Source organism: Acidobacteriota bacterium (assembly GCA_020853395.1).
GTDB lineage: Bacteria > Acidobacteriota > Vicinamibacteria > Vicinamibacterales > SCN-69-37 > JADYYY01.
The window spans coordinates 46201-69187 of the sequence record JADYYY010000004.1; the positions used below are offsets into that span (position 1 = coordinate 46201).

General features: G+C 70.6%; 25 protein-coding genes. 10 read left to right on the forward strand and 15 right to left on the reverse strand.

Features of this window, described 5'->3' with window-relative positions; genetic code table 11:
• Positions 1-104: 104 nt before the first annotated feature.
• The 5 genes from atpF to IT184_03750 all read right to left on the reverse strand — a co-directional run bounded on the left by atpF (position 105) and on the right by IT184_03750 (position 2607).
• Positions 105-608 carry a F0F1 ATP synthase subunit B gene (gene atpF / locus IT184_03730; protein ID MCC7007903.1) on the reverse strand — a complete coding sequence of 168 codons (504 nt, stop codon included), beginning with the start codon at positions 606-608 and terminating at the stop codon, positions 105-107.
• Between the two features lie 143 nt (positions 609-751).
• Positions 752-1021, reverse strand: coding sequence for an ATP synthase F0 subunit C (locus IT184_03735; protein ID MCC7007904.1), 270 nt, complete (start codon positions 1019-1021; stop codon positions 752-754).
• Between the two features lie 27 nt (positions 1022-1048).
• Positions 1049-1975 (reverse strand): F0F1 ATP synthase subunit A, encoded by a 927-nt coding sequence (gene atpB, locus IT184_03740; protein ID MCC7007905.1) that lies wholly within the window; start codon positions 1973-1975, stop codon positions 1049-1051.
• A gap of 30 nt (positions 1976-2005) precedes the next feature.
• A complete protein-coding gene (locus IT184_03745; GenBank protein MCC7007906.1) occupies positions 2006-2362 on the reverse strand; it encodes a hypothetical protein in 357 nt (118 codons plus the stop codon).
• Positions 2359-2607 carry an AtpZ/AtpI family protein gene (locus IT184_03750; protein ID MCC7007907.1) on the reverse strand — a complete coding sequence of 83 codons (249 nt, stop codon included), beginning with the start codon at positions 2605-2607 and terminating at the stop codon, positions 2359-2361. The genes IT184_03745 and IT184_03750 overlap by 4 nt, the downstream gene beginning before the upstream one ends.
• A gap of 167 nt (positions 2608-2774) precedes the next feature.
• Here IT184_03750 and IT184_03755 point away from each other — a divergent pair, with 167 nt between their 5' ends.
• The 4 genes from IT184_03755 (at position 2775) to IT184_03770 (ending at position 7590) form a co-directional block, all read left to right on the forward strand.
• A complete protein-coding gene (locus IT184_03755; protein MCC7007908.1) occupies positions 2775-3653 on the forward strand; it encodes a VWA domain-containing protein in 879 nt (292 codons plus the stop codon).
• Complete coding sequence (locus tag IT184_03760) at positions 3638-4573, forward strand: VWA domain-containing protein (GenBank protein ID MCC7007909.1); 936 nt, start codon at positions 3638-3640, stop codon at positions 4571-4573. The genes IT184_03755 and IT184_03760 overlap by 16 nt, the downstream gene beginning before the upstream one ends.
• Positions 4570-6105 carry a uroporphyrinogen-III synthase gene (locus IT184_03765; protein ID MCC7007910.1) on the forward strand — a complete coding sequence of 512 codons (1536 nt, stop codon included), beginning with the start codon at positions 4570-4572 and terminating at the stop codon, positions 6103-6105. The genes IT184_03760 and IT184_03765 overlap by 4 nt, the downstream gene beginning before the upstream one ends.
• Before the next feature lie 285 nt (positions 6106-6390).
• Positions 6391-7590: an MFS transporter gene (locus IT184_03770; protein ID MCC7007911.1), complete on the forward strand. Its 1200-nt coding sequence runs from the start codon at positions 6391-6393 to the stop codon at positions 7588-7590.
• Positions 7591-7673: 83 nt separating this feature from the next.
• Here IT184_03770 and IT184_03775 read toward each other — a convergent pair whose 3' ends face one another.
• Positions 7674-8678 carry a dihydrodipicolinate reductase gene (locus IT184_03775; GenBank protein ID MCC7007912.1) on the reverse strand — a complete coding sequence of 335 codons (1005 nt, stop codon included), beginning with the start codon at positions 8676-8678 and terminating at the stop codon, positions 7674-7676.
• A 110-nt stretch (positions 8679-8788) separates the two neighbouring features.
• Here IT184_03775 and IT184_03780 point away from each other — a divergent pair, with 110 nt between their 5' ends.
• Genes IT184_03780 through IT184_03790 form a run of 3 tightly spaced genes read left to right on the forward strand, consistent with a single transcriptional unit; the run spans position 8789 to position 12105 of the window.
• Positions 8789-10753, forward strand: a complete 1965-nt coding sequence (locus tag IT184_03780; protein MCC7007913.1) for a M1 family metallopeptidase — start codon at positions 8789-8791, stop codon at positions 10751-10753.
• Between the two features lie 22 nt (positions 10754-10775).
• Entirely contained in the window at positions 10776-11801 is a 1026-nt protein-coding gene (locus IT184_03785; GenBank protein MCC7007914.1) for a hypothetical protein, read from the forward strand.
• Positions 11794-12105 carry a hypothetical protein gene (locus tag IT184_03790; GenBank protein ID MCC7007915.1) on the forward strand — a complete coding sequence of 104 codons (312 nt, stop codon included), beginning with the start codon at positions 11794-11796 and terminating at the stop codon, positions 12103-12105. The genes IT184_03785 and IT184_03790 overlap by 8 nt, the downstream gene beginning before the upstream one ends.
• An 18-nt stretch (positions 12106-12123) precedes the next feature.
• Here the strand turns inward: IT184_03790 and IT184_03795 are convergent, their stop codons facing one another.
• From IT184_03795 to bla, 3 genes are all read right to left on the reverse strand, one after another.
• A complete protein-coding gene (locus IT184_03795) occupies positions 12124-12936 on the reverse strand; it encodes an isocitrate lyase/phosphoenolpyruvate mutase family protein (protein ID MCC7007916.1) in 813 nt (270 codons plus the stop codon).
• A gap of 155 nt (positions 12937-13091) precedes the next feature.
• Positions 13092-14567: a M20 family peptidase gene (locus IT184_03800; GenBank protein ID MCC7007917.1), complete on the reverse strand. Its 1476-nt coding sequence runs from the start codon at positions 14565-14567 to the stop codon at positions 13092-13094.
• A gap of 18 nt (positions 14568-14585) precedes the next feature.
• On the reverse strand, positions 14586-15443 hold the full coding sequence (gene bla / locus IT184_03805) for a subclass B3 metallo-beta-lactamase (GenBank protein ID MCC7007918.1): 858 nt from the start codon (positions 15441-15443) through the stop codon (positions 14586-14588).
• A 68-nt stretch (positions 15444-15511) separates the two neighbouring features.
• Between bla and IT184_03810 the strand changes: the two genes are divergently transcribed.
• Positions 15512-15961, forward strand: a complete 450-nt coding sequence (locus tag IT184_03810) for a hypothetical protein (GenBank protein ID MCC7007919.1) — start codon at positions 15512-15514, stop codon at positions 15959-15961.
• Here IT184_03810 and IT184_03815 read toward each other — a convergent pair.
• The 3 genes from IT184_03815 to IT184_03825 all read right to left on the reverse strand — a co-directional run bounded on the left by IT184_03815 (position 15909) and on the right by IT184_03825 (position 17334).
• On the reverse strand, positions 15909-16415 hold the full coding sequence (locus IT184_03815; GenBank protein MCC7007920.1) for a hypothetical protein: 507 nt from the start codon (positions 16413-16415) through the stop codon (positions 15909-15911). The genes IT184_03810 and IT184_03815 overlap by 53 nt on opposite strands.
• A 70-nt stretch (positions 16416-16485) precedes the next feature.
• Positions 16486-16689, reverse strand: coding sequence for a hypothetical protein (locus tag IT184_03820; protein MCC7007921.1), 204 nt, complete (start codon positions 16687-16689; stop codon positions 16486-16488).
• 96 nt (positions 16690-16785) lie between these two features.
• Positions 16786-17334, reverse strand: coding sequence for a pyridoxamine 5'-phosphate oxidase family protein (locus IT184_03825; protein MCC7007922.1), 549 nt, complete (start codon positions 17332-17334; stop codon positions 16786-16788).
• Between the two features lie 118 nt (positions 17335-17452).
• Here IT184_03825 and IT184_03830 point away from each other — a divergent pair, with 118 nt between their 5' ends.
• Complete coding sequence (locus tag IT184_03830; GenBank protein ID MCC7007923.1) at positions 17453-17725, forward strand: DUF3079 domain-containing protein; 273 nt, start codon at positions 17453-17455, stop codon at positions 17723-17725.
• Here the strand turns inward: IT184_03830 and IT184_03835 are convergent.
• On the reverse strand, positions 17624-18055 hold the full coding sequence (locus IT184_03835; protein MCC7007924.1) for a hypothetical protein: 432 nt from the start codon (positions 18053-18055) through the stop codon (positions 17624-17626). The genes IT184_03830 and IT184_03835 overlap by 102 nt on opposite strands.
• Positions 18056-18139: 84 nt before the next feature.
• Positions 18140-19441 (reverse strand): beta-lactamase family protein, encoded by a 1302-nt coding sequence (locus IT184_03840; protein ID MCC7007925.1) that lies wholly within the window; start codon positions 19439-19441, stop codon positions 18140-18142.
• Positions 19442-19594: 153 nt separating this feature from the next.
• Between IT184_03840 and IT184_03845 the strand changes: the two genes are divergently transcribed.
• Positions 19595-20086 carry a DUF4149 domain-containing protein gene (locus IT184_03845; GenBank protein ID MCC7007926.1) on the forward strand — a complete coding sequence of 164 codons (492 nt, stop codon included), beginning with the start codon at positions 19595-19597 and terminating at the stop codon, positions 20084-20086.
• 73 nt (positions 20087-20159) lie between these two features.
• Here IT184_03845 and IT184_03850 read toward each other — a convergent pair whose 3' ends face one another.
• Positions 20160-22967, reverse strand: coding sequence for an insulinase family protein (locus tag IT184_03850; GenBank protein ID MCC7007927.1), 2808 nt, complete (start codon positions 22965-22967; stop codon positions 20160-20162).
• Positions 22968-22987: the final 20 nt, after the last annotated feature.

Genomic DNA, 22987 nt, shown 5'->3' on the forward strand with positions numbered 1-22987 from the left:
ACCCCACAGGCCCCGCGCCGCGCCGCCGGGTCGCTCGCCGCCACTCGTTCATCGCGGATCCGAGGGCTGCGCCCCGTGGGCACTCTTGCGGCGAGCCTGTGACGTCAGTGGCGGGTGCCACCGATCTGCTTGATGGTGTCTTCGATGAGCGCGCGGTTGTCCTCGGGCGTCACCGCGCGATGGAGGATCTTGGACGCGATCTCCACGGACAGCTCCACCGCCTCGCGGCGGACCTGTTCGATCGCGCGCGACGTCTCGAGCTGGATTTCGCGTTCGGCCTTGGTGAGGATGCCGGCTGCCTCGGCGGCCGCCTTCTGCCGCATCTCTTCGCCGAGCCGTTCGGCCGCGGTGCGGCTGCGGGCCACGATCGATTCGCCTTCGATCCTCGCGTCGGCGAGCAGCTTCGCGGCGTCCTGCCGGACGCGCTCGAGCTCCTGGCGGGCCCGTTCGGCGTCCTCGACCGACTTCGCGATGAGCTGATGCCGCCGGTCCAGCGCGGCGAGCAGCGGCCGCCAGGCGAACTTCGCCAAGAGCGCCACGAGGACCAGGAACGTCAGGATGGTCCAGATGAACAGGCCGGGATCCGGCTGTACCAGCGGGTTGTTCACGTCAGTGGGTCCTCAACGAACGCGTTTCACTTACGGTTTACGGCGTACGGCTCATGGCTCGAGGCTCGGGGGCCGCAGGGCTTCCGCCCGATGGACACCGTGCGCCTCACCGCAAGCCGTGAGCCTCAGGCCCTGAGCCGCTGCTACTTCAACACGATCAGCAGACAAAACACCTCGGCGAGGATCGCGACGCCTTCGAGCAGGAAGAGCGGCAGGTTCGTTGCGCCGCTGATCTGACCCGCCGCGCTCGGCTGCCGCGCCACGCCCTCGGCAACGCCGGCCGCGAGCCGTCCGATGCCCAGCCCGGCGCCGATGACCGCGAGCCCAAGACCGAGACCGGCGCCCGCATAGCCCAAGCTCAAGTTCGCAGTCGCCGCCGCGGATTCCTGCGCGAGTACCAACACATCCAGCATTCAATCCCCCTGAGGTAAACGAACCGTTTAGTGATGCGCGTGAATGGCCATGCCGATGAACACGGCCGACAGCAAGGTGAAGACGTACGCCTGCACGAGGACGACGATGATCTCGAGCCCCGAGACGCCGACCGACAGCGGCAGCGAGAAGCCCAGGCCGATGCCGATGGCCGGCGTGGCGCCGAGCGACTCGGCGAAGATGAACACGAACGACATGATCGCGAGAATCGCGATGTGGCCGCCCGTCATGTTCGCGGCGAGTCGCATCGTGAGCGCGAACGGCCGCACGAGCATGCCGATGATCTCCATCGGAATCAGCAGGACGTACAGCGGCTTCGGCAACCCGTGCGGCACGAGGTTCGCCCAGTGCTTCACGAACCCGTGGACGCGCGTCCCGGCCAGGATGATCGCGAAGAACGTGACCACCGCGAGGCCGGCCGTGACGTTGAAGTTGCCCGTCGCGGTCGAGCTGCCGTGGATCAGGCGCTTGACGAACGAGCCTTCGGCCGTGTGCAGCACGTAGTGATCGACGAGCCCGATCACGTCGAAGATGGGAATCAGCCCGATCAGGTTCGCGCCGAGGATGAACAGGAACATCGTCAGCAAGAACGGCGTCCACGCCTCGGTCCACTTGCCGCCGACGTTCGGCCGGACGACGCCGTCGCGGATGAACTCGACGACGAGCTCGAGCACGTTGGCCGCGCCGGTGGGCACGAGACGCTCCTGCCGCACGTAACGGCGCACGATCGCCGTCACGATCAGGAAGAGCGCGGCCGCCACCAGCCACAACATGAACACGTGCTTCGTCACCGACATGTCGATGCCGAAGATCGTCGGCAGATGGATGAGCGGGTGCTCGCGAGAGCTGTTGGAGACGTGGCCGATGATGACCTCACCGGCGTTGAACCCCTCGGCAGCCGTCTGCGGTTCCGGGACGTGGCCCTGCTCGAACATCGAACTCCTTGGAAGCGGTCGCCTGCCGCGTCAGGCCATGCGCGCCATGAGCCGGCGCAGCATGACGGCCTCGATCGCGTACAGGCCGATGAAGTAGCCGGCGAAGCTCAGGCCGAAGACGGTGCGATCGACGCCGGCCAGCAGCACGACCGCGACGACGTAGCCGGCGAAGAACACCATCTTCGCGGCGAAGGCCGTCATCATGACGCCGGTCGTCGCGGCCGGGTTCACCCGTGCCGCACGCTCGACCAGCACCCACGTCACCGCGACCGCCACGAGCGGTCCGAGCATGCCGAAGAACACGGCCGGCGCAACGCCCGGGCTCGCAGCCCTCGCCGCCGCCCAGATCCCCAGGCACACGACCGTCGTCGCCCACAGCCACTTCATCGCGGTTTCCAGACAGCCTTGGCCAACTGATAGAACCCGATCACGAGCCCTAACGCCAGACCCCCGGCCAAGCCCCACGGCGCGGAGCCACGCCACCGGTCGATGCCGTACCCGATGGCTCCGAAGAGCAGGATGGCGCCAATGAGCGAGTAGCTCGCGGCGGCGGCCGGCCCGGCCCGTTCCAGGCTTCGCTGGAACATCCGCATGGATCGGGCCAGCGAGCGATTGCGGCGATCTTCCTTCATCCAGGCCTCGCCTTCATCAGGCCTCGCGGCGACCGCTAGAGCCGTACACGTATACCACAAAACGCCCTGCCGGCCGCGTCCGCCCCCGCGAACCCCACAGCCATCGCGCTTGACCGCTATACTGCCCGAAGCCCCCACGGAGACCCGTGATGCGTCCAACGACGACGATGACCACCGTCCTGATCCTGGCCGCGCTGGCCGCGCCGCGGGCCGCGGGTCCGGCCGTCCAGCGTGCGACCGTCGAACGCCACGTGTTCGTGCGCGTCACCGACGGCAAGAATCAGCCGGTGTCCGGGCTCTCCCCCGCCGACTTCACGATCCGCGAGGACGGCGTCGCGCGGGAAGTTTTGCGCGTGGCGCCCGCCCCGCCGCCGACCCACGTCGCGCTCCTCGTGGACGACACCGCCGGCGTGCAGCCGGTGCTGACGAACCTGCGGGCGGCCCTCAAGGCGTTCGCGTTCGGGCTCACCGGCCAGCCCTCGCCGCCGGCCATCAGCATCATCACCTACGCCGAGCGGCCGACCTCGCTCTTGCCCTACACGAGCAGCGACGCCGCCCTCGAGCGGGCGATTCAGCGCGTCATCCCGCGGCCCGGCGGCGGCGCCTATCTCTTCGACGCGATCGCCGAGAGCGCCCAGGCCCTGCGCAAGCTCGGCGCGGTGCAGCCCGCGATCGTCGCGTTCGTGATGGACGGCAGCCCCGTGTTCAGCAACCAGCGGCACACCGACGTCGCCAACGCGCTGCGCGACGCCGGCGCGTCGCTCTGGACGATCCAGTTGCAGCGCACCGGCACCGACGACGGCACGGCGGAGCAGGAGCGCGCGCGGGTCGTGAGCGATGTCACCGGCTGGAGCGGCGGGCTCAACGTGCCAATCCTCTCGGGCCAGGCGCTCGAGTCGGCGTTCGCGACGCTGTCGGCGGCGATGCTCGGGCGGTACGACGTCACCTACGGGCGCCCCGAGTCCCTGATTCCGCCGACGCGGCTCGCCGTCGAGAGCCGCAACAAGGCGCTGCGCCTCTCGGCGCCGCGATGGCCCGCACCATGACGGCGCCGCCGCGCGCGCTCGTGTCGACGCTCGTCCTGCTGACGGCCCTGTGCGCCGAGCCGGATGCGCAGGTCTTCCGGACCGGCATCGACTCGGTGCTGCTGCCCGTGACGGTCACCGACGCGCGCAACCGGCTGATCACCGACCTCCGCCAGGACGACTTCCAGGTCTTCGAGGACGGCGTCCCGCAGGAGATCTCCGTCTTCTCGCGCGAGCCGCAGCCGATCGCGCTGTCGCTGCTCGTCGACTCGAGCGTGAGCATGGACGAGAAGCTCACGGTGGCGCAGCAGGCAGCCGTGGGCTTCGCGCGCACGCTCCGGCCGCACGACGTCGCGCAGATCATCGACTTCAGCAGCGACATCCGCATCCGCCAGCCGTTCACGAACGACGCGCAGGCGCTCGAACGCGCGATCCGCTCGATCAGAACCGGCGGATCGACGGCGCTCTACACGGCCGTCTACGTCGCGCTGGCAGAGCTGCGCCGGGTGAAAAGCCAATCGCCGGATGACCTGCGGCGGCAGGCGATCATCCTGCTCTCGGACGGCGAGGACAACACCAGCCTCAAGACGTACGACGACGTGGCCGATGCCGTGAAAGAATCTGGCGTCATGATCTACGCCATCGGTCTGCGGGAGAAGGAGACGACGCCGGGCGTCCGCCGCTTCAACCAGGGCGATTTCGCGCTGCGGACGTTCGCGCAGATGACCGGCGGCCGGGTCTTCTTCGTCGACGACGTCCGGCAGTTGCCGGAGGTGTACTTGCAGGTCGCCGACGAGCTGGCCAACCAGTACTTCCTGGGCTACAACACGAAGAACCTGAAACGCGACGGCGCGTGGCGGCAGATCGCCGTGCGCGTCACGCGTCCCGAGACGGTCGTCCGCGCGCGCGCCGGCTACTTCGGCCCGGGCAGAGCCCAGTGACGCCGCGCGGGCGCGTCTTCATCATCGGCGCCGGCCCTGGCGACCCGCGGCTCGTCACGGCCCGCGGCGTTCAACTGCTCGCCGAAGCGGACGTCGTCGTCTACGATCGCGCGGCGGAGCCGGCGCTCCGCTGGGCACGGCCGGATGCCGAGCGGATTCTCGCCGGCGCGCCGGCCGAGCGGGAGACGGCGCAGGACGCGCTTTCGATGCTCGTCGCCGAGAAGGCCCGCGACGGCCACGTCGTCGCCCGGCTGAAGTGGGGCGACCCGTACGTGTTCGACAGCGGCGCCAAAGAAGCGCTCTTCCTCCACGAGCAGCAGGTGCCGTTCGAGATCGTGCCGGGCGTTCCGGCAGCCGTCGGTACGGCCGCCTACTCCGGCATCCCGCTCACGTACCCGGAAGCCGGGGACACGCTCGTGCTGATCCGCGGATCGGAAGACGGGCTCGGACGCCTGCCGGACGTGGACTGGCCGGCGCTCGCCGAATTGCAGGGGACGTGGGCGTGCCTGGCGGCCGGCTCGCTCGTTCCCGCGATGCTGCAGGCGCTCGTCGATCACGGCGCCCCGGCCGACGGCGGGGCCGCGCTCGTGTTCCACGGCACGCAGCCCGCGCAGCAGACCGTGGCCGGCACGATCGGCGGGCTGCTGGCGGCCACGAGCGTCGAGCCGCCGCCCGGCGCCGCGCTGCTCGTCGTGGGCGAGGTGACGCGGCTGCGCGAGTACCTGCGGTGGTACGACGAGCGGCCGCTGTTCGGCCGGCGGATCGTGATCACGCGGTCGCAGGAGCAGGCGCGCGAGCTCGTCGACATGCTCGAGTCGCTCGGCGCGCAGGTCGTGCAGGCGCCGACGTTCAGGCTCGCGCCGCCGGAGGATCCCGAGGCCATCGATCGCGCGCTCTCGTCGGTCGACGACTATCGCTGGCTGATCTTCCAGTCGGCCAACGCCGTCGCGCGATTCATGACGGCGCTCGCGCGAGGCCCGCGGGACGTGCGCGCGCTCGGCCGCGCGGCCGTCTGCGCCGTCGGCGCGTCCACCGCCGAGCGGCTGCTGGCGGCCGGCATCAAGCCCGACGTCACGCTGCCGGAATCTGGCGGCGAGAGCATCGCCGACGCGATCGGCACGAACGGCTCGCTGTCGGCGACGCGCGTGCTGATCGTGCGGCCGGATCATCTGCGCAGCACGCTCGGCGAGGATCTCTCGGCCCGCGGCGCTGCCGTGACCGATCTCGTGGCGTACCGCACCGAGCCGGCGCCCGCCGATTCGCCGGCCGCGCAGGCGCTCTACGCAATGTTGCTCGACGGCACCGTCGACGCCGTCACGTTCACGAACCCGACCGCCGTCCAGCGCTTCGCGTCGCTCATCGGTCACGAGCAGGCGGCCGATCTGCTCAACACGACGACGGTCGTGACGATCGGTCCGGTGACGGCGCGGGCCGCCATCGAGCTCGGCGTTCGCCAGCCGCTCGTCGCCGATACCTACACCGTCGAGGGCCTGGTCAGGAAGCTCGTGGACGCGCTGACCCGAGCGACCTGACCAGCTCGACGTGCTCGTTCGCGAGACCTCCGTGCTCCGGTTCGCTCAGGCGCGTCGGCCGGAACCCGCGGCGACCGATGATCGACCTCGGCGAGGCACGTCGCCTTGGAATCCGCCAGGAGAAACGACTCCGCTCCATTGCGGCGAACTGCTGGCACGTCCCGGCGCCCGCTCGTCCGCCTCTCCGCCCGTAGGACCGATGGCGCGGGCAGCGGGCGATCTCGTGGCCACGGTTGATCGGTCGGGCAGCGGCCGCGCGATGCATCGTCACGCGCGAAGGACCTGATGTCGTCCGCTGATACGCCAGCCGCGCGTCTGTCGACCCGCCTCGCGTTTCTCGTCGCGGGATTCGGTCTGTCGTGCTGGGCGCCCCTCGTGCCGTTCGCGAAGGACCGTCTGGCCGTCGACGATCGCGTGCTCGGCGCGCTGCTGTTGTGCCTCGGCATCGGTTCCGTGCTCGCGATGCTCGTCACCGGCGTCCTGAGCGCCAGGCTCGGCAGCCGGCCGATCATCGTCGTCAGCGGGTTCGGGCTGGCGGCGATGCTGCCGGTGCTGGCGCTCGCGGCGACGCCGCTCACGCTCGCCGCGGCGCTCCTGCTCTTCGGCGCCGCGCTCGGATCGCTCGACGTCGCGATGAACATCCATGCGGTCGACGTGGAACGCGATGCGCCGCGCCCCCTGATGTCAGGATTCCACGCGCTGTTCAGCATCGGGGGGTTCGCGGGCGCCGCCGTGATCACGATCCTGCTGTCGTTCGGCACGGGAGCGGTCGAGAGCGCGGCCGCGGCATCCGTGCTGATGGTGCTCGCCATGGCCGCGGCGCGGCCCCGCCTGCTGCGTGCGACCGGCACCGCAGGCGATGCGCCTCTCTTCGTGCGTCCGCGCGGCATCGTCCTGCTGCTCGCCGGCCTCGCGGCGGTCACGTTCCTCGTCGAGGGCGCGCTGCTGGACTGGAGCGCGCTGCTCATCACCGGCGCCGGATTCGTGGAGGTGGCGCGAGGAGGCGTGGGCTACATGCTGTTTGCGATCGCGATGACGGCCGGCCGCCTCGTGGGCGATGCGCTCACAGCGCGCCTCGGCGACGGGCCGACGCTGCTCTGGGGCAGCGGCCTCGCGATAGCCGGGTTCGTCGTGCTGCTCGCGGTGCCGGTCGTCCCGGTGGCTCTGACGGGGTTCGTCCTGATCGGTCTCGGCGCGGCCAACATCGTCCCGATACTGTTCAGGCACGCAGGCCGGCAAACGAGCATGCCCGCGGGCCTCGCCATCGCCGCGGTGACGACGACAGGCTATGCCGGGGTGCTGGTGGGCCCAGCGGCGATGGGATTCGTCGCGGACGCGTACGGGCTCGAGCCGGCGTTCTGGATGCTCGCCGCGCTTCTGTGCGTGGTGCCGCTCTCTTCCGGATGGATCGTGACGGCTCCCACGAGCCGCTCCCGCGACGGCGAATCACGTCGGCCATCTCGAGAAATCACACGCGAGAGATGAACGGTCGCGCGCGGGTGGCTCGGAGCGCAACGTCGCCGACGGGCGACGAACCTGCGCTCCAAGTCGTGGTGTGTCGCGCGCCGCTACGCGCGCCCTTCGAAGCCCGGCAGTATCATGTCGCGCATCGTGCGGAGGCCGGGTGGCGCGTTCAGCACCTTGGGGATCGAGTTGACGACCATCGCCACCGTCGCGATGTCGCCGTGCACACCGCCGGTGATCGTCATCGCGATCGGCGGCACGCCGTCGATCCGGACCGCGTCGTAGGACTTCGGCGCCCCGAGGTAGGCCTCCATGTGCAGCCGGATCACCGGCTTGCCGTCGCGATACCCCACGCCGTCCTGGACGATGCCGGCAACCTGGCCGGGCTCCACGGTGATGAACGCGCTCGAGACGCGCGTCTCGGCGAGCTTCGGCCCGATCTCGTCGGTGATGCGGTCGATCTTCCAGCCCATCGCGTCGGCGATCATCGAGATCGATTCGGCGAGGCCGACGTGGCGGACCGTGCCGGTCTCGACCCGGCTCTCGAACGCGTCTGGCGTGAGCCCGGCCCCGATCTTCTGCTGGAACGGCAGCCGGCGGACCCGCGCGTCCTGCACGCGATCGATCTGGATGGCGTCCACGCGATCGCAGACGCTCGTCAACGCGATCGGCAGCGCGTCCATGACGAAGCCGGGGTTGACGCCGGTGCCGAGGACGGCGACCCGCGCTTTCCGGGCGAGCGCGTCGATGCGCCGGGCCGTGGCCGCGTTGCGCTTCACCGGGTACGCCAGCTCCTCGGTCGTCGAAACGATCGGCACCTTGAGCGCGAGCACCGCCTCGAACTCGCCGAGCGCCTTTCTGAGCGAGGACTGCGTGCACAGGATGGCGACGTCGGGCTTGGCCGCGCGGATCGTCTTCGCCACGTCGGACGTCACCTTGACGCCGACGCGCCGGCCGACGGCGGCCACCTCGCCGAGGTCCCTGCCCACCTTGTCGGGATCGACGTCGACCGCACCGACGATCTTCAGCCACTTCCGGCCGACGACCTGGCGCACGATCCCGGCACCGATCGGTCCCACGCCCACGTGCAGCACTTTGATCCGCGCCATCCGTCCGCCGCCTCCGCCCTCGTGTGATGCGGCGCACATTCTATGCGAGGCGGTCGAGGCGGTCGCGGTTCGGCGGGCGGCACGCCCCTGAAGTAGGATGTGGGCCGTTCATGGCCGTCCTGCGCCGGACCGTCGTCGTGGCCGCGCTCGTCGCCGCGTGGCCGGGGCCGGCCGGGAGCCAGCCGGCGGCGCCGCGCTCGCCCCGCAACGCGAGCTACACGCTCCACGCGACGCTCACGCCAGCCACGCGCAGTATCGAAGGCCGCGGCCGCCTCACGTGGCGGAACGCAGCCGGCGTACCGGCGACCGAGCTTCGCTTCCACATGTACTGGAACGCCTGGCGCGATCCGAGCTCGTCGTGGTTCCGCGAACACCGCCTCGTCTCGCGAAAGCCCGCGGCACCCCGCCGCACCGAGGACGCCGGCCAGATCGACCTCACCGCCTTGACGCTCGTGCAGGGCGAGACGCGCGAGGACCTGCTGCCCGACGCGCGGTACATCGCTCCGGACGACGGGAACGAACAGGATCAGACGGTGCTGCAAGTGCCGCTGCCACGTCCGGCGGCTCCCGGCGAAACGCTCGAGCTCGACCTCGCGTGGACCGCGCGGGTGCCGCGCCCGGTCGCGCGCACGGGCGTCCTCGGGCAGTACTACTTCATCGCGCACTGGTTCCCGAAGATCGGCGTGTTCGAGGATGCCGGATGGAGCTGTCACCAGTTCCACGCGGCTACCGAGTTCTACGCCGACTACGGCGCGTACGACGTGAGCCTGACGGTGCCGGGCGGATGGATCGTCGGCGCCACGGGCGTCGAGCGCGCGCGCGTCGACAACGCCGACGGCACCGCGACGCACCAGTACGTCGAAGCCGACGTCCACGACTTCGCCTGGACGACGAGCCCGCAGTTCGTCGACGTGCGCCGCCAGATCGAAGAGCCCGGGCGGCCGCCCGTCGACGTCCGCCTCCTGCTCCAACCGGAGCACGCGGATCAGGTCGAGCGCCATTACACGGCGGTGCGCGCCACGCTCTCGTCGTACGGCCGATGGTTCGGTCCGTACCCCTACGGACACCTCACCGTCGTCGATCCCGTGACGGTGATGAACCCGAACGTGCAGGGAAACGACACGGGCGGCATGGAGTACCCGACGCTCATCACGGCGGGCGCTCGATGGGTGTCGCCGTGGACGTCGATGGATCCGGAAGGCGTGATCGTCCACGAGACCGGCCACCAGTTCTGGCACGGTGTGGTCGGCACGAACGAAGTCGAGCATGCCTGGATGGACGAGGGTGTGACGACCTACGTGACCGCCCGCGTGATCGAGGACGCGTTCGCTGGACGGTTCACCGCGGTCGAGCGCTACTTCGGCGGCATGGTCGCCTGGCCGTTCGCCGACGTGCCGTGGTCGCGCGACCTGCACGGCAACCGGCTAATGAGCTATCGGAGTGGCCCGAGCTGGGACGCGCCGGCGGCGCCGACCTGGCAGTACTGGCCCGGCACGGCCCGCAACGTGACGTATGCGAAGACGGCGTTGTGGCTGACGTCGCTCGAACGGCAGATCGGCTGGGACGCCATGCGCCGCGTGCTCTCGACCTACTACGGCCGGTATGCCTATCGGCATCCCGCGCCGTCTGATTTCTTCGCCGTCGTCGCGGAAGTCAGCGGCCGTGACCTGACGTGGTTCTTCGACGCCGTCCACCGCAGCGCCGCGTCGTTCGACTACGCGGTCGATCAGGTCACGTCGGAGCCGATCGACGACGGTCTCATTCGGACCACGGTCGTCGCCCGCCGGCTCGCCGACGGCGTGTTCCCCGTCGACGTCCGGATCACGTTCGACGACGGATCGTCCGTGCGGGAGCGATGGAACGACGCGGCGCGCTGGCGGGCGATGTCGTTCGTCCGGACCGCCGCGGTCCGCGAGGTGGCGATCGATCCCGATCGCGTGCTCACGCTCGATCTGAACTACACCAACAACACGTGGAGCGCCCGCCCCCGCGCACGCGAGGCCGCCGGCGCCTGGGCGCTGCGCTGGCTCACCTGGGCGCAGACCGTGCTGCTCACGTATGCCTTCTTCGTCTGAAGCTACGGCGCCAGCGGCCTCGGTGGCCCGCGCGACGGTGATCGGCGCCTTCCTCGAAGGCTGGCGGCGCGTCGTGCGCGCGCCGGCGCTGACGGCCAGCGTCATGGTGTTGACGTTCCTGACGGCGCTGCCGTTGGCCATCGCGCTCCGCGCGTCGATGGAACGCCACCTCGGCGCAAGCGCCGAAGCCGAGCGCGCGCTGAGCGGATGGAACGAGACCTGGGCGCTCGAGTTCTCGTCGAGCACGCCCGGGCTCGGCCGAACGTTCACGCACGACATCCTCGGGTTCGGCGGCACGCTGGCGGCGCTCAGCCGATTCGCCGACGCGGAACCGATCGAGCCGGCGCTCGCCGGCGCCATTGCGACGTACCTCGTCCTCTGGACCTTCCTGTCGGGCGGCATCCTCGATCGGGTCGCGCGCGCGCGCCCCGTGCGTCCGGCCGCGTTCTTCGCAGCGGCCGGCGTGTACTTCCTTCGATTCCTCCGGCTGGCGGTGCCGATCGGGCTGGCGTACTGGGCGCTCTTCCGCTGGTTCCGTCCCCTGCTGTTCAGCTCGGCGTACGACCGGCTGACCAGGGATCTGGCGAACGAGCACCAGGCCGTGATCCTGCGCGGCGCGCTGTACCTGACGTTCGCCGCGGCGCTCGCGACCGTGAACGTCATCGCCGACTTCGCCAAGGTGCGCATGGTCGTCGAGGATCGGCACAGCGCGATCGGCGCCCTCTCAGCATCCGTCAGGTTCGTGAGGCGCCGGTTCCGGCGCGTTGCCGCACTCTACCTGCTGAACGTCCTCGCCGCGATGGTCGTCGCCCGGCTCTGGCTGCAGACGGCGCCGTCCGCGTCGGCGCCGCTCTGGCTCGCGTTCGCCGGCGGCGAGCTCTACCTGCTGTGCCGCGTCTGGACCCGGCTCGCCTTCATGGCGTCGGAGGTGGTCTTCTTCCAGGGCGAGTTCGCCCACGCGACGTTCACGGCGGCGCCGGCGCCAATCTGGCCGGACTCGCCCGCCGTCGAGGCGATCCACAATCTCCGCAAGCGCGTCGATGGCTGACCAGGCTCGCGTCACGATCGCCCGCACGTCGGCCGACGACGTCCAGCAGCGCCAGGTCATCGTCTCGATCGACGATGGGCCGAAGGCCACGCTGCTCTTCGGCGACACCGTGACCTTCACCGTCGATCCGGGCGAGCACGTGCTCAGGACGAACAACACGCTCGTCTGGAAGAAGACGCCGTTCTCCGTTCAGCCCGGCGAGTCGGTGGAGTTCGCCGTGGCCAATCGCGCGACGCGCTTCACGCTCGGCTTCCTCTCGCTGCTCGGCGTCGCGCCGCTGTACCTGACGATCGAGCGGAAGTGAGCCCGCGACGAGGCGGGCTCACTTCTCGCTGGCGAATCGCCCGTCGATCTCGGACGACGGCACGGCCGCGTCGAGGCTCGTGAACGTGCCGCGCTCGGCGATCTCGCGCGCCGCGGCGATCGTGGCCGCCCAAGCGGTCCGGGCGAGCGCACCGCCGACGCTGATCCGGCGCACGCCGAGCGCCGCCAGCTCGGCCACGGTCGTGAAGCCGGATCCGACGAGCACGTTGACCGGCAACGGCGAGACCGCGCGGACGATGCGCGAGATGGCCTCGAGGCTGCGGACGCCGGGCGCGTAGAGACAATCGGCCCCCGCCTCGGCGAAGGCGGTCAGCCGCTCGATCGTCATCTCCAGATCGGGATGGCCGGCGAGAAAGCCCTCCGATCGCGCCGTCAGCACGACGATGCGGCCGCTCGCGTCGATGGCCGCACGCGCCGCGCGCACCCGCTCGACGGCATGGGCGAGCGCGTAGAGCTGACGCGAGTCGGCCAGCGTCGAGTCCTCGATGGAAAGGCCGGCGATGCCGGTCGCCGCGGCCGCCGAGACGTGCCTGGCGACCTCGTCGGGATCGTCGGCGAAGCCGGCCTCGAAGTCGGCGTTCACCGGAATCGCGACGCCCTGCGCCATCGCCGAGAGGTGCGCCAGCACCTCCTCGACGGGCACACCGTGATCCTGGCGGCCCTGCGACCAGGCGAAGCCCGAGCTCGTCGTTGCCACCGCACGAAACCCGAGCTGCGCGAGCACGCGCGCCGTGCCGAGGTCCCACGGGTTGGGCATGACGAAGCACCCGGACGAGTGCAGCGCGCGAAACACCGTGCCCTGATCGCTCATCGTTCTCCTCTGCCTCCTCTGCCTCCTCTGCTCGACGTTTCAGACCTGCCGCCTCGGAGTCGAGGTAGCATCCGTTCACTGCCGCGTGCCATCCGAACGGCCTGCTCAGCAGGCGCGGAACGACTGACGATGACGCGGGCGCGATCCGCGCGAACCTACCGGCTTGGCGCCGCGGCGCCGGCATACTCCTCGATCAGCGTCCGATAGACGGCGATCGCCTGCTCGTACTGCGCGATCGACACCCGTTCGTCCACGCCGTGCAGGCGCTCCACGTCGGCCGGCGTCAGCCGCAGCGGCAGGAAGCGGTACGCATCGATCGCGACATCGCGGTAGTGGCGCGCATCGGTCGCCCCTGGCACGAGGTACGGCGCGACGACGACCTCCGGCATCGTCGCGCGGATCGCGCGCGCGAGCGCGCGGTAGCCGCCGGAGCCGGTCGACGAGACGGGCGACGGCTCGAATGCCGGACCGACCGGTGCCACGGCGATCGCCGGATCGGCGACGACCTGCCGCACGTGCTCGAGCACGGCGCCGGTCGTGTCCCCCGGCAGCACGCGGAAGTTCACCACGGCGCGCGCCTCCGCGGGCAGCACGTTCGGCGTGACGCCCGCATCGAACATCGTCACCGCCGTCGTCGTCCGGATGGCGGCGTTGGTGGACGGCGAGGCGGCGAGCCGGCGCAACAGCAGCGGCTCGGCGAGCCACAGGTTGGCGATCGCGGCACGCTGGACGAACGGCAGCCGCGGCCCGATGCGATCGAAGAGCGCGCGCGTCGGCCCGGCGAGGCGCGGCGGCATCTGGTTCGCTTCGAGACGCGCGATGGCCTCGCTCAACGCGCCGATGGGGCCGTTGGCCGGCGGCATCGACGAGTGGCCGCCGGGCCCACGCGCGGTCAACTGCACGGTCACCGAGCCTTTCTCGGCGAGGCCGACGAGCGCGACCGGGTCGCGCAGGCCGGGCAGCAGGCCGTCCGCGATGACGCCTCCCTCGTCGAGCACGACGGCGACGCGCGTGCGCCGCTGGCGCAGCAGGCCGGCGATGCGGGCAGCGCCAGCCGCGCCGCCGGCTTCCTCGTCATGGCCGAGCGCGACGAGCAACGTACGCGCCGGCCGGAACCCGCGCGCACACAGGCTCTCGAGCGCTTCGAAGATCGCGAAGACCGACGCCTTGTCATCGAGGGCGCCGCGTCCCCAGACGAACCCATCCGCGATGGCGCCGCTGAACGGCGGATACGTCCATCGGGCGCCGGCGCCGGTCTCGATGGGCACGACGTCGACGTGGGCGGACAGGAGCAGCGCGTCCAGCGTGGCATCGCTCCCGGCCCAGGTGAAGAGCGCCGACGCGTCGCCCACCGGCTCGCGCCGCATCGCCGCGTGCACGAGCGGGTACTCCGCGCGGAGGTACGCGTGCAGTGCGGCGAACGGCTCCGTGTCGGCAGGTGTGCCGGCGGTGGGCGTGATGGTCGGGATGCGGATCGCCGTTGCCAGCCGCTCGGCCGCGCCGGCCCGGAGCGCGAAGGTTGGCGCCGGCTCGACGGCCGGGTCGTCCGCCGTGAAGACGGCGGTGCGCACGAGCACGATCGCGGCGACCGCGGCGATCCCGATGAGGGCCAGACGAGCGACCGCGCGCATCGGCCCGCGCGGCATGGTTCAACGGACGCGCGTCGCGGCCGCGGCCGCGGCCGCGGCGCGCTGGCGGACGAGCTCGGCGCGGAACGCCTGCTCGCGTTCCCGCACGAAGCGGCGGTAGCCCGAGGGATCGACGAACACGGCCCGGCCGCCCGCCTCGAGCCGGGCATACTTCGCCTCCATGTCGAAGTAGCTGCCGTGCGCGCCGAGGAAGATGTCGCCGCGCAGCGAGCGCAGCACCCGGAACGTCCGGTCGAAGTCGGCGGCGATCTCGGGGTACGCCTCGTTGCCAACGAGCGCGTATCCCGGGTTCACGTTCGGGCTTCCGACGATCACGACCTGCCGGCGCCGGCCATCGTCGTCGACGGTCAGCGTCCAGGTCGTGCAGCCCTTGGTGTGGCCGGGCGTCAGGCGCGCCACGAGCGTGGTACCGCCGAGCGCCACGGTGTCGCCGTCGTGAAGGATGCGATCGACCTTCGCCGGGGCGTAGAGCATCGTGTGGCTCGCGCCGTACTGGAAGTCGGCGCGGCCGCCGGATTCGACCACCGCCACGTCGGCGTCCATCACCATGTAGGCCGCGCCGGTCGCCTGCTTGACCGCCATGCTGCCGGCGTCGTGATCCCAATGCGCGTGGCTGATCAGCAGCACCTCGATGTCGCCGAACGCGAAGCCGAGCCGTTCGACGCTCGCGCGGATCATCGGCACGCTCGCTTCGAGGCTGCTGTTGATCAGGATGTGCCCGGCCGGCGTCGTGATGAGATAGCTGGCCAGGCCGCGGCTGCCCACGTAGTACAGGTTGCCGGCGATGCGGAACGGCGGGAACGGCTCGGTCCAATCGGCTTGCGCCGCCGCGGCCGCGGGCGCCGCCGCCGTCACCATCACCACGGCGATCGATGAAATCACGCGTCGCGTCCATCTCTGAGCCACGTCACGCCTCCAACGGCGGCATGCTACAACGAACGCGACGAGACGCTCCCCAGCGCCTCTGGTGTGCATCCCCGGCGTCTCGGCCGACGGAGGTCGACGCCGAGACGTACTACGCGTCCCTGCGCGGCGTGGTGCTCACGCCGGGACGCGCGCCCGCCTGGGTGCCGGTGAAGACCGCGGAGTGGCTCGCCTTCCGCGAGCGCAGCGCGGTGAGCGAGGTCGATCGACTGAAGGGCGAGCTGGAACAGCAGCGGACGGCCGTCGATGCCTACCGAGCCGACATGGAGCGCAGCATCGCGCAGGCATCGGACGCCGCCACGAAGGCACGGAGGCGAACGAGCGACGCGGCGCTCAAACAGGCCGTCCGCGAGATAGATTACGCGGCGCCGCGCGCGCGCGGCGCCGGCCGGGTCCGTCTCAGGCAGGCACGGGCGTCGGATCCATGCCGGCCCAAAGGTTCATCGTGTTGAGCTCTTCCCGTCCGCACGCCTTCAAGTACAGGAAGAGCTGGGTGCGGTACGCCGCACATCCGCACAGCACGTTGTTGACGATGAACGCGCCGCGACTGGAGGTGCGGCCGAACACCGTGACGTTCGTGCGGAAGTCGTCATCGGACATGTCGTCGAGCAGCCTCGCGTACTCCTCGGACTGCGCGGCGATGGCGCCGACCGTCGCGTCGAAGTCGCGCGCCGCGGCGGCATTCTGGACGGCGGTCCAGTGCGCCGGGTCGAACGCGCCGGCCTTCGCGGCCGACAGGAGCTCGGGCCCCATGTAGCTCAGGTACCGCAGCAGCTCCAGCACGCTGCGCTGCTTGGCCGTGGGCCGGTACTCGAGGTGATGGCGGTCCACCTTGCTCGCCAGGTGGAGCAGGATGCGGACTTCGTTCTGGAGCGATGCGATCAGTTCAGCTTTGGTCAGGATCATCGATGCCCTCGCGACGGAAGAATCGGCGCACGATTCTAATGCATCGCGAGGCGGGCGTGGGTCGATCAGCTCACGCCCGATAGCCGAGCAGCCTGGCCGGCAGGAACAGCACGGCTCGGACGAACGCGAGCAGCGCCTCGACTACGATGCCGAGGAGGCGGAACGGGATCGAGAGCAGCCAGACGATCGGCAGCACGAGCAGCGCGAGGACGGCGAACGGCCACGCGATCACGAACAGCAGGCACCACGCGAGAAAGATCAGCATGACCGTCATCCCCTTTCTCACACCCATCGCCTCACGCGCGCGCGACACCGGTCCCACGGCTCGCCGAACGTTCGGGCCAGCCGGCGGGCACGACCGCGGCAGGCGCTAGTCGGGCGGCATCGCGGGCAAGCCGTCGATGCTCGCCGCGTTCTTCCTCCGGCAGTAGTCGCGCAGCCCGCTGTCTCCCTTGCGGCGCGCCCAGTCGACGAGCTGCGAGCGGTCGTCCACGTAGTCGTACAGCGGCACACCGAATCCGCACGAGGTCGAGACGCGCGTGACCTCCACGTCGACGATCGTCCGGCCCTGGTGCGCCGGCGGAAACAGCGGCCGCAGCGTCTGGAAGTCGCCGGCGTCGGGCGTCAGCACGCGGCCTCGGCCGTGCAGGCGCACGATGCGCGGCGCGCCGGTGAACGCGCACAGCATGAGCACGATTCGTCCGTTCTCCCGCAGGTGCGCGACGGTCTCGGCGCCGCTGCCGTGATGATCCAGGTAGGCGACGCGATGCGGGCCGAGGACTCGCAGCGCGTCGAGCCCCTTCGGCGACACGTTGACGTGCTGCTCGGCCGACAGCGGCGCCGTCGCCACGAAGAACACGTGCTGCGCTTCGATGAACGCTCGAAGCGTGTTGTCGATGCCAGGATGAACGTCGCCCATGACGGCGTTGCTCCGTCCCATTCTATGGCCGACACGCCCACCGCACGCGCCGTGTCACGCGCCGGCATGACGACGGTCATGCCCCGAAAGACGCAGTCTCCGCTACAGTGGATCTGTTGTGAAAGAGACGTTTCTCCACCCTCGCCGGCCAGAGCGTGTCTGCTGGGGATGCGAGAAGCTCTGCCCGGCCGACGACCTGGCCTGCGGCAACGGCACCATCCGAACGCCTCATCCGGTCGAGCTCTTCGGCGACGACTGGCTCGACTGGTCTCGGGAACGGAACGAGACCTCAGCGCCCGGTCTCTGTCCTTCCGGCGCCACCGCATCCCCGCGCCTCGAAGGCACCGATCTGGACGGTGACGCGGCTCGGGAACGGCTGACCGCTCATTGAGTCCGTGCAGGGCTGATCGAGCACGGTCACGGTCGCGACCGCTTGGCCGGCCGCGCGCGCGACGTATCGACGTCCTCCGCTCATCTGCTCGACGGCCACCGGGCTGGCGGTGATGGTCGCGCCGTCGGCCGGCTTGAACGTCATCATCGTGCCGACGACTTCGACGCTCCAGAACGGCTCGTTGCCCCGGCCACGGAACGGCTCACTCTGGGAAGCCGACGCGGCCGACGGTGGGTTCTGTGGCGCAGCGAACGTGGCGCCGGCGGCGCACAGTGCCGCAGCGGTCACGCTCGAGACGATGGTCCGCGTCGCGTTCGAAGTTGCCGGCATGCCGATCCTCATGGTCGTTCATGGTTTTCGGATCGACGATCGCCGTTCGATAGCGGCGACGAGCCGGGCCTGGACGTACGGCGATCACGGCAGCGCCTGATACACGAGGGTCGGGTACTTCGTCTGGATGTCGGTGGCGTTCGGGATGAGCTGCAACATCAGCACGATCGTCAGACCGGACGAAGGATCGACGCGGTACATCGTGCCGTAGGCCCCGCTCCAGCCGAACGCGCCGACCGAGTCCATGCCGTTCGCGCCGTACCGGTCGGTGGTCTGGAAGCCCAGGCCGAACCCCAGGCCCGTGGTCGAGTGCAGCGTGCCGATCTGGTTGGTGGTCATCAATTGGACGGTGCGCGGGGCGAGGATCCGCACGCTGCCGAGCGCGCCGCCGTTGCGGATCATCTCGAGGAAGCGCGCGTAGTCGCGCGCGGTGGACACGAGCCCCGCACCGCCCGCGTAGCTCCGGCGCGGGCCGTCGACGTAGTGGCCCTGGCCGCGCGCGCCGTCCGGGGCGCGCACGATGCGCCCGCCGGCTCCGCTGGAGTACACGGCCGCGAGCCGCGCGCGCTGATCCGCCGGCAGGAAGAAGTGCGTGTCCGTCATGCCGAGCGGGCCGGTGACGCGGCTCCGCACGAACTCGTCGAGCGACATCCCCGAGGCGCGCTCGACGACGCACCCGAGCACGTCCGTGTTGTAGCCGTACACGTAGGCCTCGCCCGGCTGCGAGACGAACGGCAGCGACGCGAGCCGCTCCATGGTGTCGCACACCGGCTCGTCCTTGTCGGCCGTGTACCAGCCGAAGCCGGCCGCCGGACCGAGGCCTCGAGCCTCGTACTGGGCCGCGACGTCTGCCGACGTGCCGTACGAGATGCCGGCGGTGTGCGTCAGCAGATCGCGAATCGTGATTTGACGCCGCGCCGGCACCGTCGCGAGGCCGGCCTCGCTCTTCGTGATCACGGTGGTGGCCGCGTACGCCGGGATGAAGCGACTGACCGGATCGGCCAGCCCGATCCGGCCCTCTTCGTACAGCGCCAGGATCGCCGTGCTGGTGATGGCCTTCGTCTGCGACGCGATGCGGAAGATCGTATCGGCCGCCATCGGCCGCCCGGCCTCCCTGTCGCTCCAGCCGACGGCGCGTTCGTACGCCGTGCGGCCGTTGCGCAGCACGAGCGCCACGGCGCCGGCGATCCGCTCGTCGTCGACGTACTGCTGGAGCAGGCGATCGAGCCGGGCGAGCCGCGCGGGGTCGAGCCCGCTGGCCGTGCCGGCCGGCACAGGACGCGGCGCCGGCGGCGCCAACGCCGGTGCGCGCGAACCGGCTTGCGCGATCACGAGCGTGATGCCGAGCAGAACCGTGATGGCGGTCGCGATCAGACGGCGCGTCATCGATGTCTCTCTCCTCCGCAGCGCGGAAGGTAGCAGAAAACGCCGGCCCGTGGTGCCGGCGACCGCCGGCCGCGCGCGCCCTCGACGCTGCTGACGGCCGGGCGATCCTGGCGTGGTTCGGCCGAACGCGGCGCGGTACTGCATAATCCGGCCATGTCGATGCTGCGCCTGCTGGCCGTGCTCGCCCTGGCGTTCTGGGCTGGCGGCCTCGTGGTGCTCGGCGCGTTCACCGCGCCGACGCTGTTCGAGGTGCTCCAGCTTCGCGATCCCAAGGCGGGACGGGAGCTCGCCGGCCTCCTCTTCGGAGACGTGCTTCAGCGCTTCCAGTTCGGAGCGTGGGCGGCCGCGGGCATGCTGATCGTCTCGCTCGTGGTCCGGGCGCTGCTCGGGCCCAGGCCGCGCTGGTTCTTCGTGCGCCTGTGGATCGCCGCCGCGATGTTGGCCGCCAGCATCGTCACCGCCCGGCTCATCACGCCGCGCATCGACGGCATCCGGCGGAGCGTCGCCGGCCCGATTGCGGCCCTCGCCGACGACGACCAGCGGAAGATCTCGTTCGGACGGTGGCACGCCCTCTCGTTCGGGCTGATGCTGTTCACGATCGTCGGCGGCGTGGGCCTCATCTACTGGGAAGTCCGGGATCACTAGACTGGGAAGTACGGGCCCACGAGATCGGGAAGTACGGGACCACCGGACGCGCCGCCGGCGGCGCGCTTCACGATCAACGCTCCTGCTCGACCTCGAGCTTGCCGAGGTTGAGTGTTCGGAGGCCGGGTTCGATCGCCGCGCGATCGCCGACGGCGACGACAATGAACGGGCCGGGAGCGAGGTACTTCTTGGCGGCGGCCTGGACGTCCGGGATGCCGACCGTGGCGATCATGCCGGGGAACTTCGAGTAGTAGTCCAGCCCCAGGCCGTAGACGACCAGATCGCTCAGCGTCGCCACCGTGCTGCCGCTCGTCTCGAAGTCGCTCGGCAGGCTGCGCACGATCGCGTCGCGCGCCAGCGTCAGCTCCTCCTGCGTCAGCGGGCTGCTCACCATGCGACGGATCTCCTCGAGGATCTCCGAGGCCGCCGGTGCCGTGACGTCCGTCCGCACGCCGGTCGTCACCCAGAACGGGCCCGGTGTCTTGCGGAAGAGGAACTGCGACGAGGCGCCGTACGTGTAGCCGTGCTCTTCGCGCAGGTTGAGGTTGATGCGGCTCGAGAACAGGCCGCCGAGCACGGTGTTCATCGTGAGAGTGGCCGGGTAGTCCGGCGCGGAGCGCGGCGCGCCGAGGCTCGTCACGACCAGTTGCGTCTGCGGCGCCTTCGGCACGTTCACGATGACGACGCGGCTGTCGGTGGTGGCGGGAGCGGCGGGGGCCGGCGCGGCCGCCGGGCCCGACGGCCAGCCGCCGAACGTGCGCTCCACGAGCGGCCGCAGCTCGCCTTCGTCCATCGGACCGGCGACGACCAGTGCGGCGTTGGCCGGCACGAACGTCTTCTTCCAGATGCCGGCGAGATCGTCGCGCGACGTCGCCTTTGCGGCCTCTTCCGTCCCGAGCTCCATGTACGCGTACGGGTGAGCTGGTCCGTACAGCGCCAGCGTGGCGGCCGACGTCGCGACGGTGCCCGGATTCTGGCGCGCCGCGGCCAGGCTCGCCAGCCGGCTGGCGCGCTGCCGCTCCACTTCGGCCTGGGGGAACGTCGGGCGGAGCGCGACGTCGGCCGCGATGTCGAGCGCGGCGGCGAAGTTGCGCGCGAGCGACGCCACGGTGACGGACGCCTGGTCCTTGGTCGACGTCGCGTTGAGCGAGGCGCCGAGCTGCGCGAGATCGTCGGCGAGCGTGAGCGCGTCGCGCGACGTCGTCCCCTGGCTCAGCATGCTGGCGGCGAAGTTCACGAGCCCTGGCCTGTCGGGCGGGTTCATGTCGCTGCCGGTCTTCAGCGCGAGCCGCGCCGTCACGGTCGCGGCGCCAGGGCGGACGTGGTAGACGACGGTCAGGCCGTTCGGGAGCGTGAAGGAACGCGCCGGCGGCACGGCGATCGCGCGCGCGGCGCCCGCAGCGGGCGGCGTCGCGCGCCAGGGCGCATCGGCGTTCACGGCCTCGGCGCCGGCACCGGCGGACGCCTTCGGCGGCGGGGGCGTCGGCACCGATTGGCCAAGGTCCGGATCGCCGGCCACGACGTGCTGCACGACCCTCGCGTCGCGACGCAGATAGCGCTCCGCGAACGCTTTCACGCTCGCCGGCGTCACGCGACGATGCTCCTCGAGGTACTTCGGCAGGTAGCCGGGATCCCCGAGATAGTGGTTGAACATGTTCAGAAGATCGGCGACGCCGCCGAAGCCGCCGAGCCGCTCGAGCCCCTGCAGCATTCCGGTCTCGAAGGTGTTCCGGGCGCGCTCGACTTCGCGTTCGTCCGGGCCGGCCTGCCGGAAGCGATCGAGCTCGGCGTCGAGCGCGGCCTCGACCTCGTCGGGCGCATGGCCGGGGCGCACGGTCGCGACGATCTGGAACACGGACCCGAGCCCCATCGACTGCTGGAACGCCGTCACGTCCTGCGCGATCTGCTTCTCGTACACGAGCGCCTTGTAGAGCCGCGACGACGGTCCGCCGCCGAGCGCGCCGGCGGCCGCGTCCGCATCGGCATCGCCGGGCGAGAAGAACGCCGGGCTCACCCACGCCATGACGACGCGCGGCAGCCGGATCCGATCCTTCGCCACGATGCGCTGCTCGCCCGAGATCGACGGCATCGCCGCACGCGCCTTCGGGACGTCAGCGCCGCGGACGAGCGTGCCGAAGTACTTCTCGACGAGCCGCTTCGTCGCCGCCACGTCGATGTCGCCGACGATCGCGAGGCTGGCGTTGTTGGGCGCGTAGTACTGCGCGAAGAACGCCTTCACGTCGTCGAGCTTCGCGGCCTGGATGTCGGCGTGCGAGCCGATCACGTTCGCGCGATACGGATGGCCCGGCGGAAAGATCGTCTGGAACACCTGCTCCTGCGCGAGTCCGTACGGCCGGTTCTCGACCGACTGCCGCCGCTCGTTCCGCACGACGTCCTGCTGGTTGGCGAGCTTCGCGAGGTCGACCGTGTCGAGCAGGTATCCCATCCGGTCGGACTCGAGCCAGAGGCCGAGCTCGAGCTGGTCCGAGGGGAGCGTCTCGAAGTAGTTCGTGCGATCGAAGTCGGTCGTGCCGTTGATGGTCGATCCGCCGGCGGCCTCGACGTAGCGGAAGTGGCCGTCGCCAGCGACGTGCTTCGACCCCTGGAACATCATGTGTTCGAACAAGTGCGCGAACCCCGTGCGGCCGGCCGCCTCGTTCGCGGGGCCGACGTGGTACCAGACGTTGACCGCGACGAGCGGCAGCCGGTGATCCTCCGACAGAATCACCTCGAGGCCGTTGCCGAGCGTGTACTTCTCGTACGCGATCGACGGCGTGTCGGCCGCCGACGACGATGACGACGATCCGGAGCGATGGCAGGCGGCCGCCGCGAGCGCGAGCGAAGCCGCCGCGGTCAGCGCGGCGATGCCCTGATGATTCATCCCCGCATTATGCGGCCGAG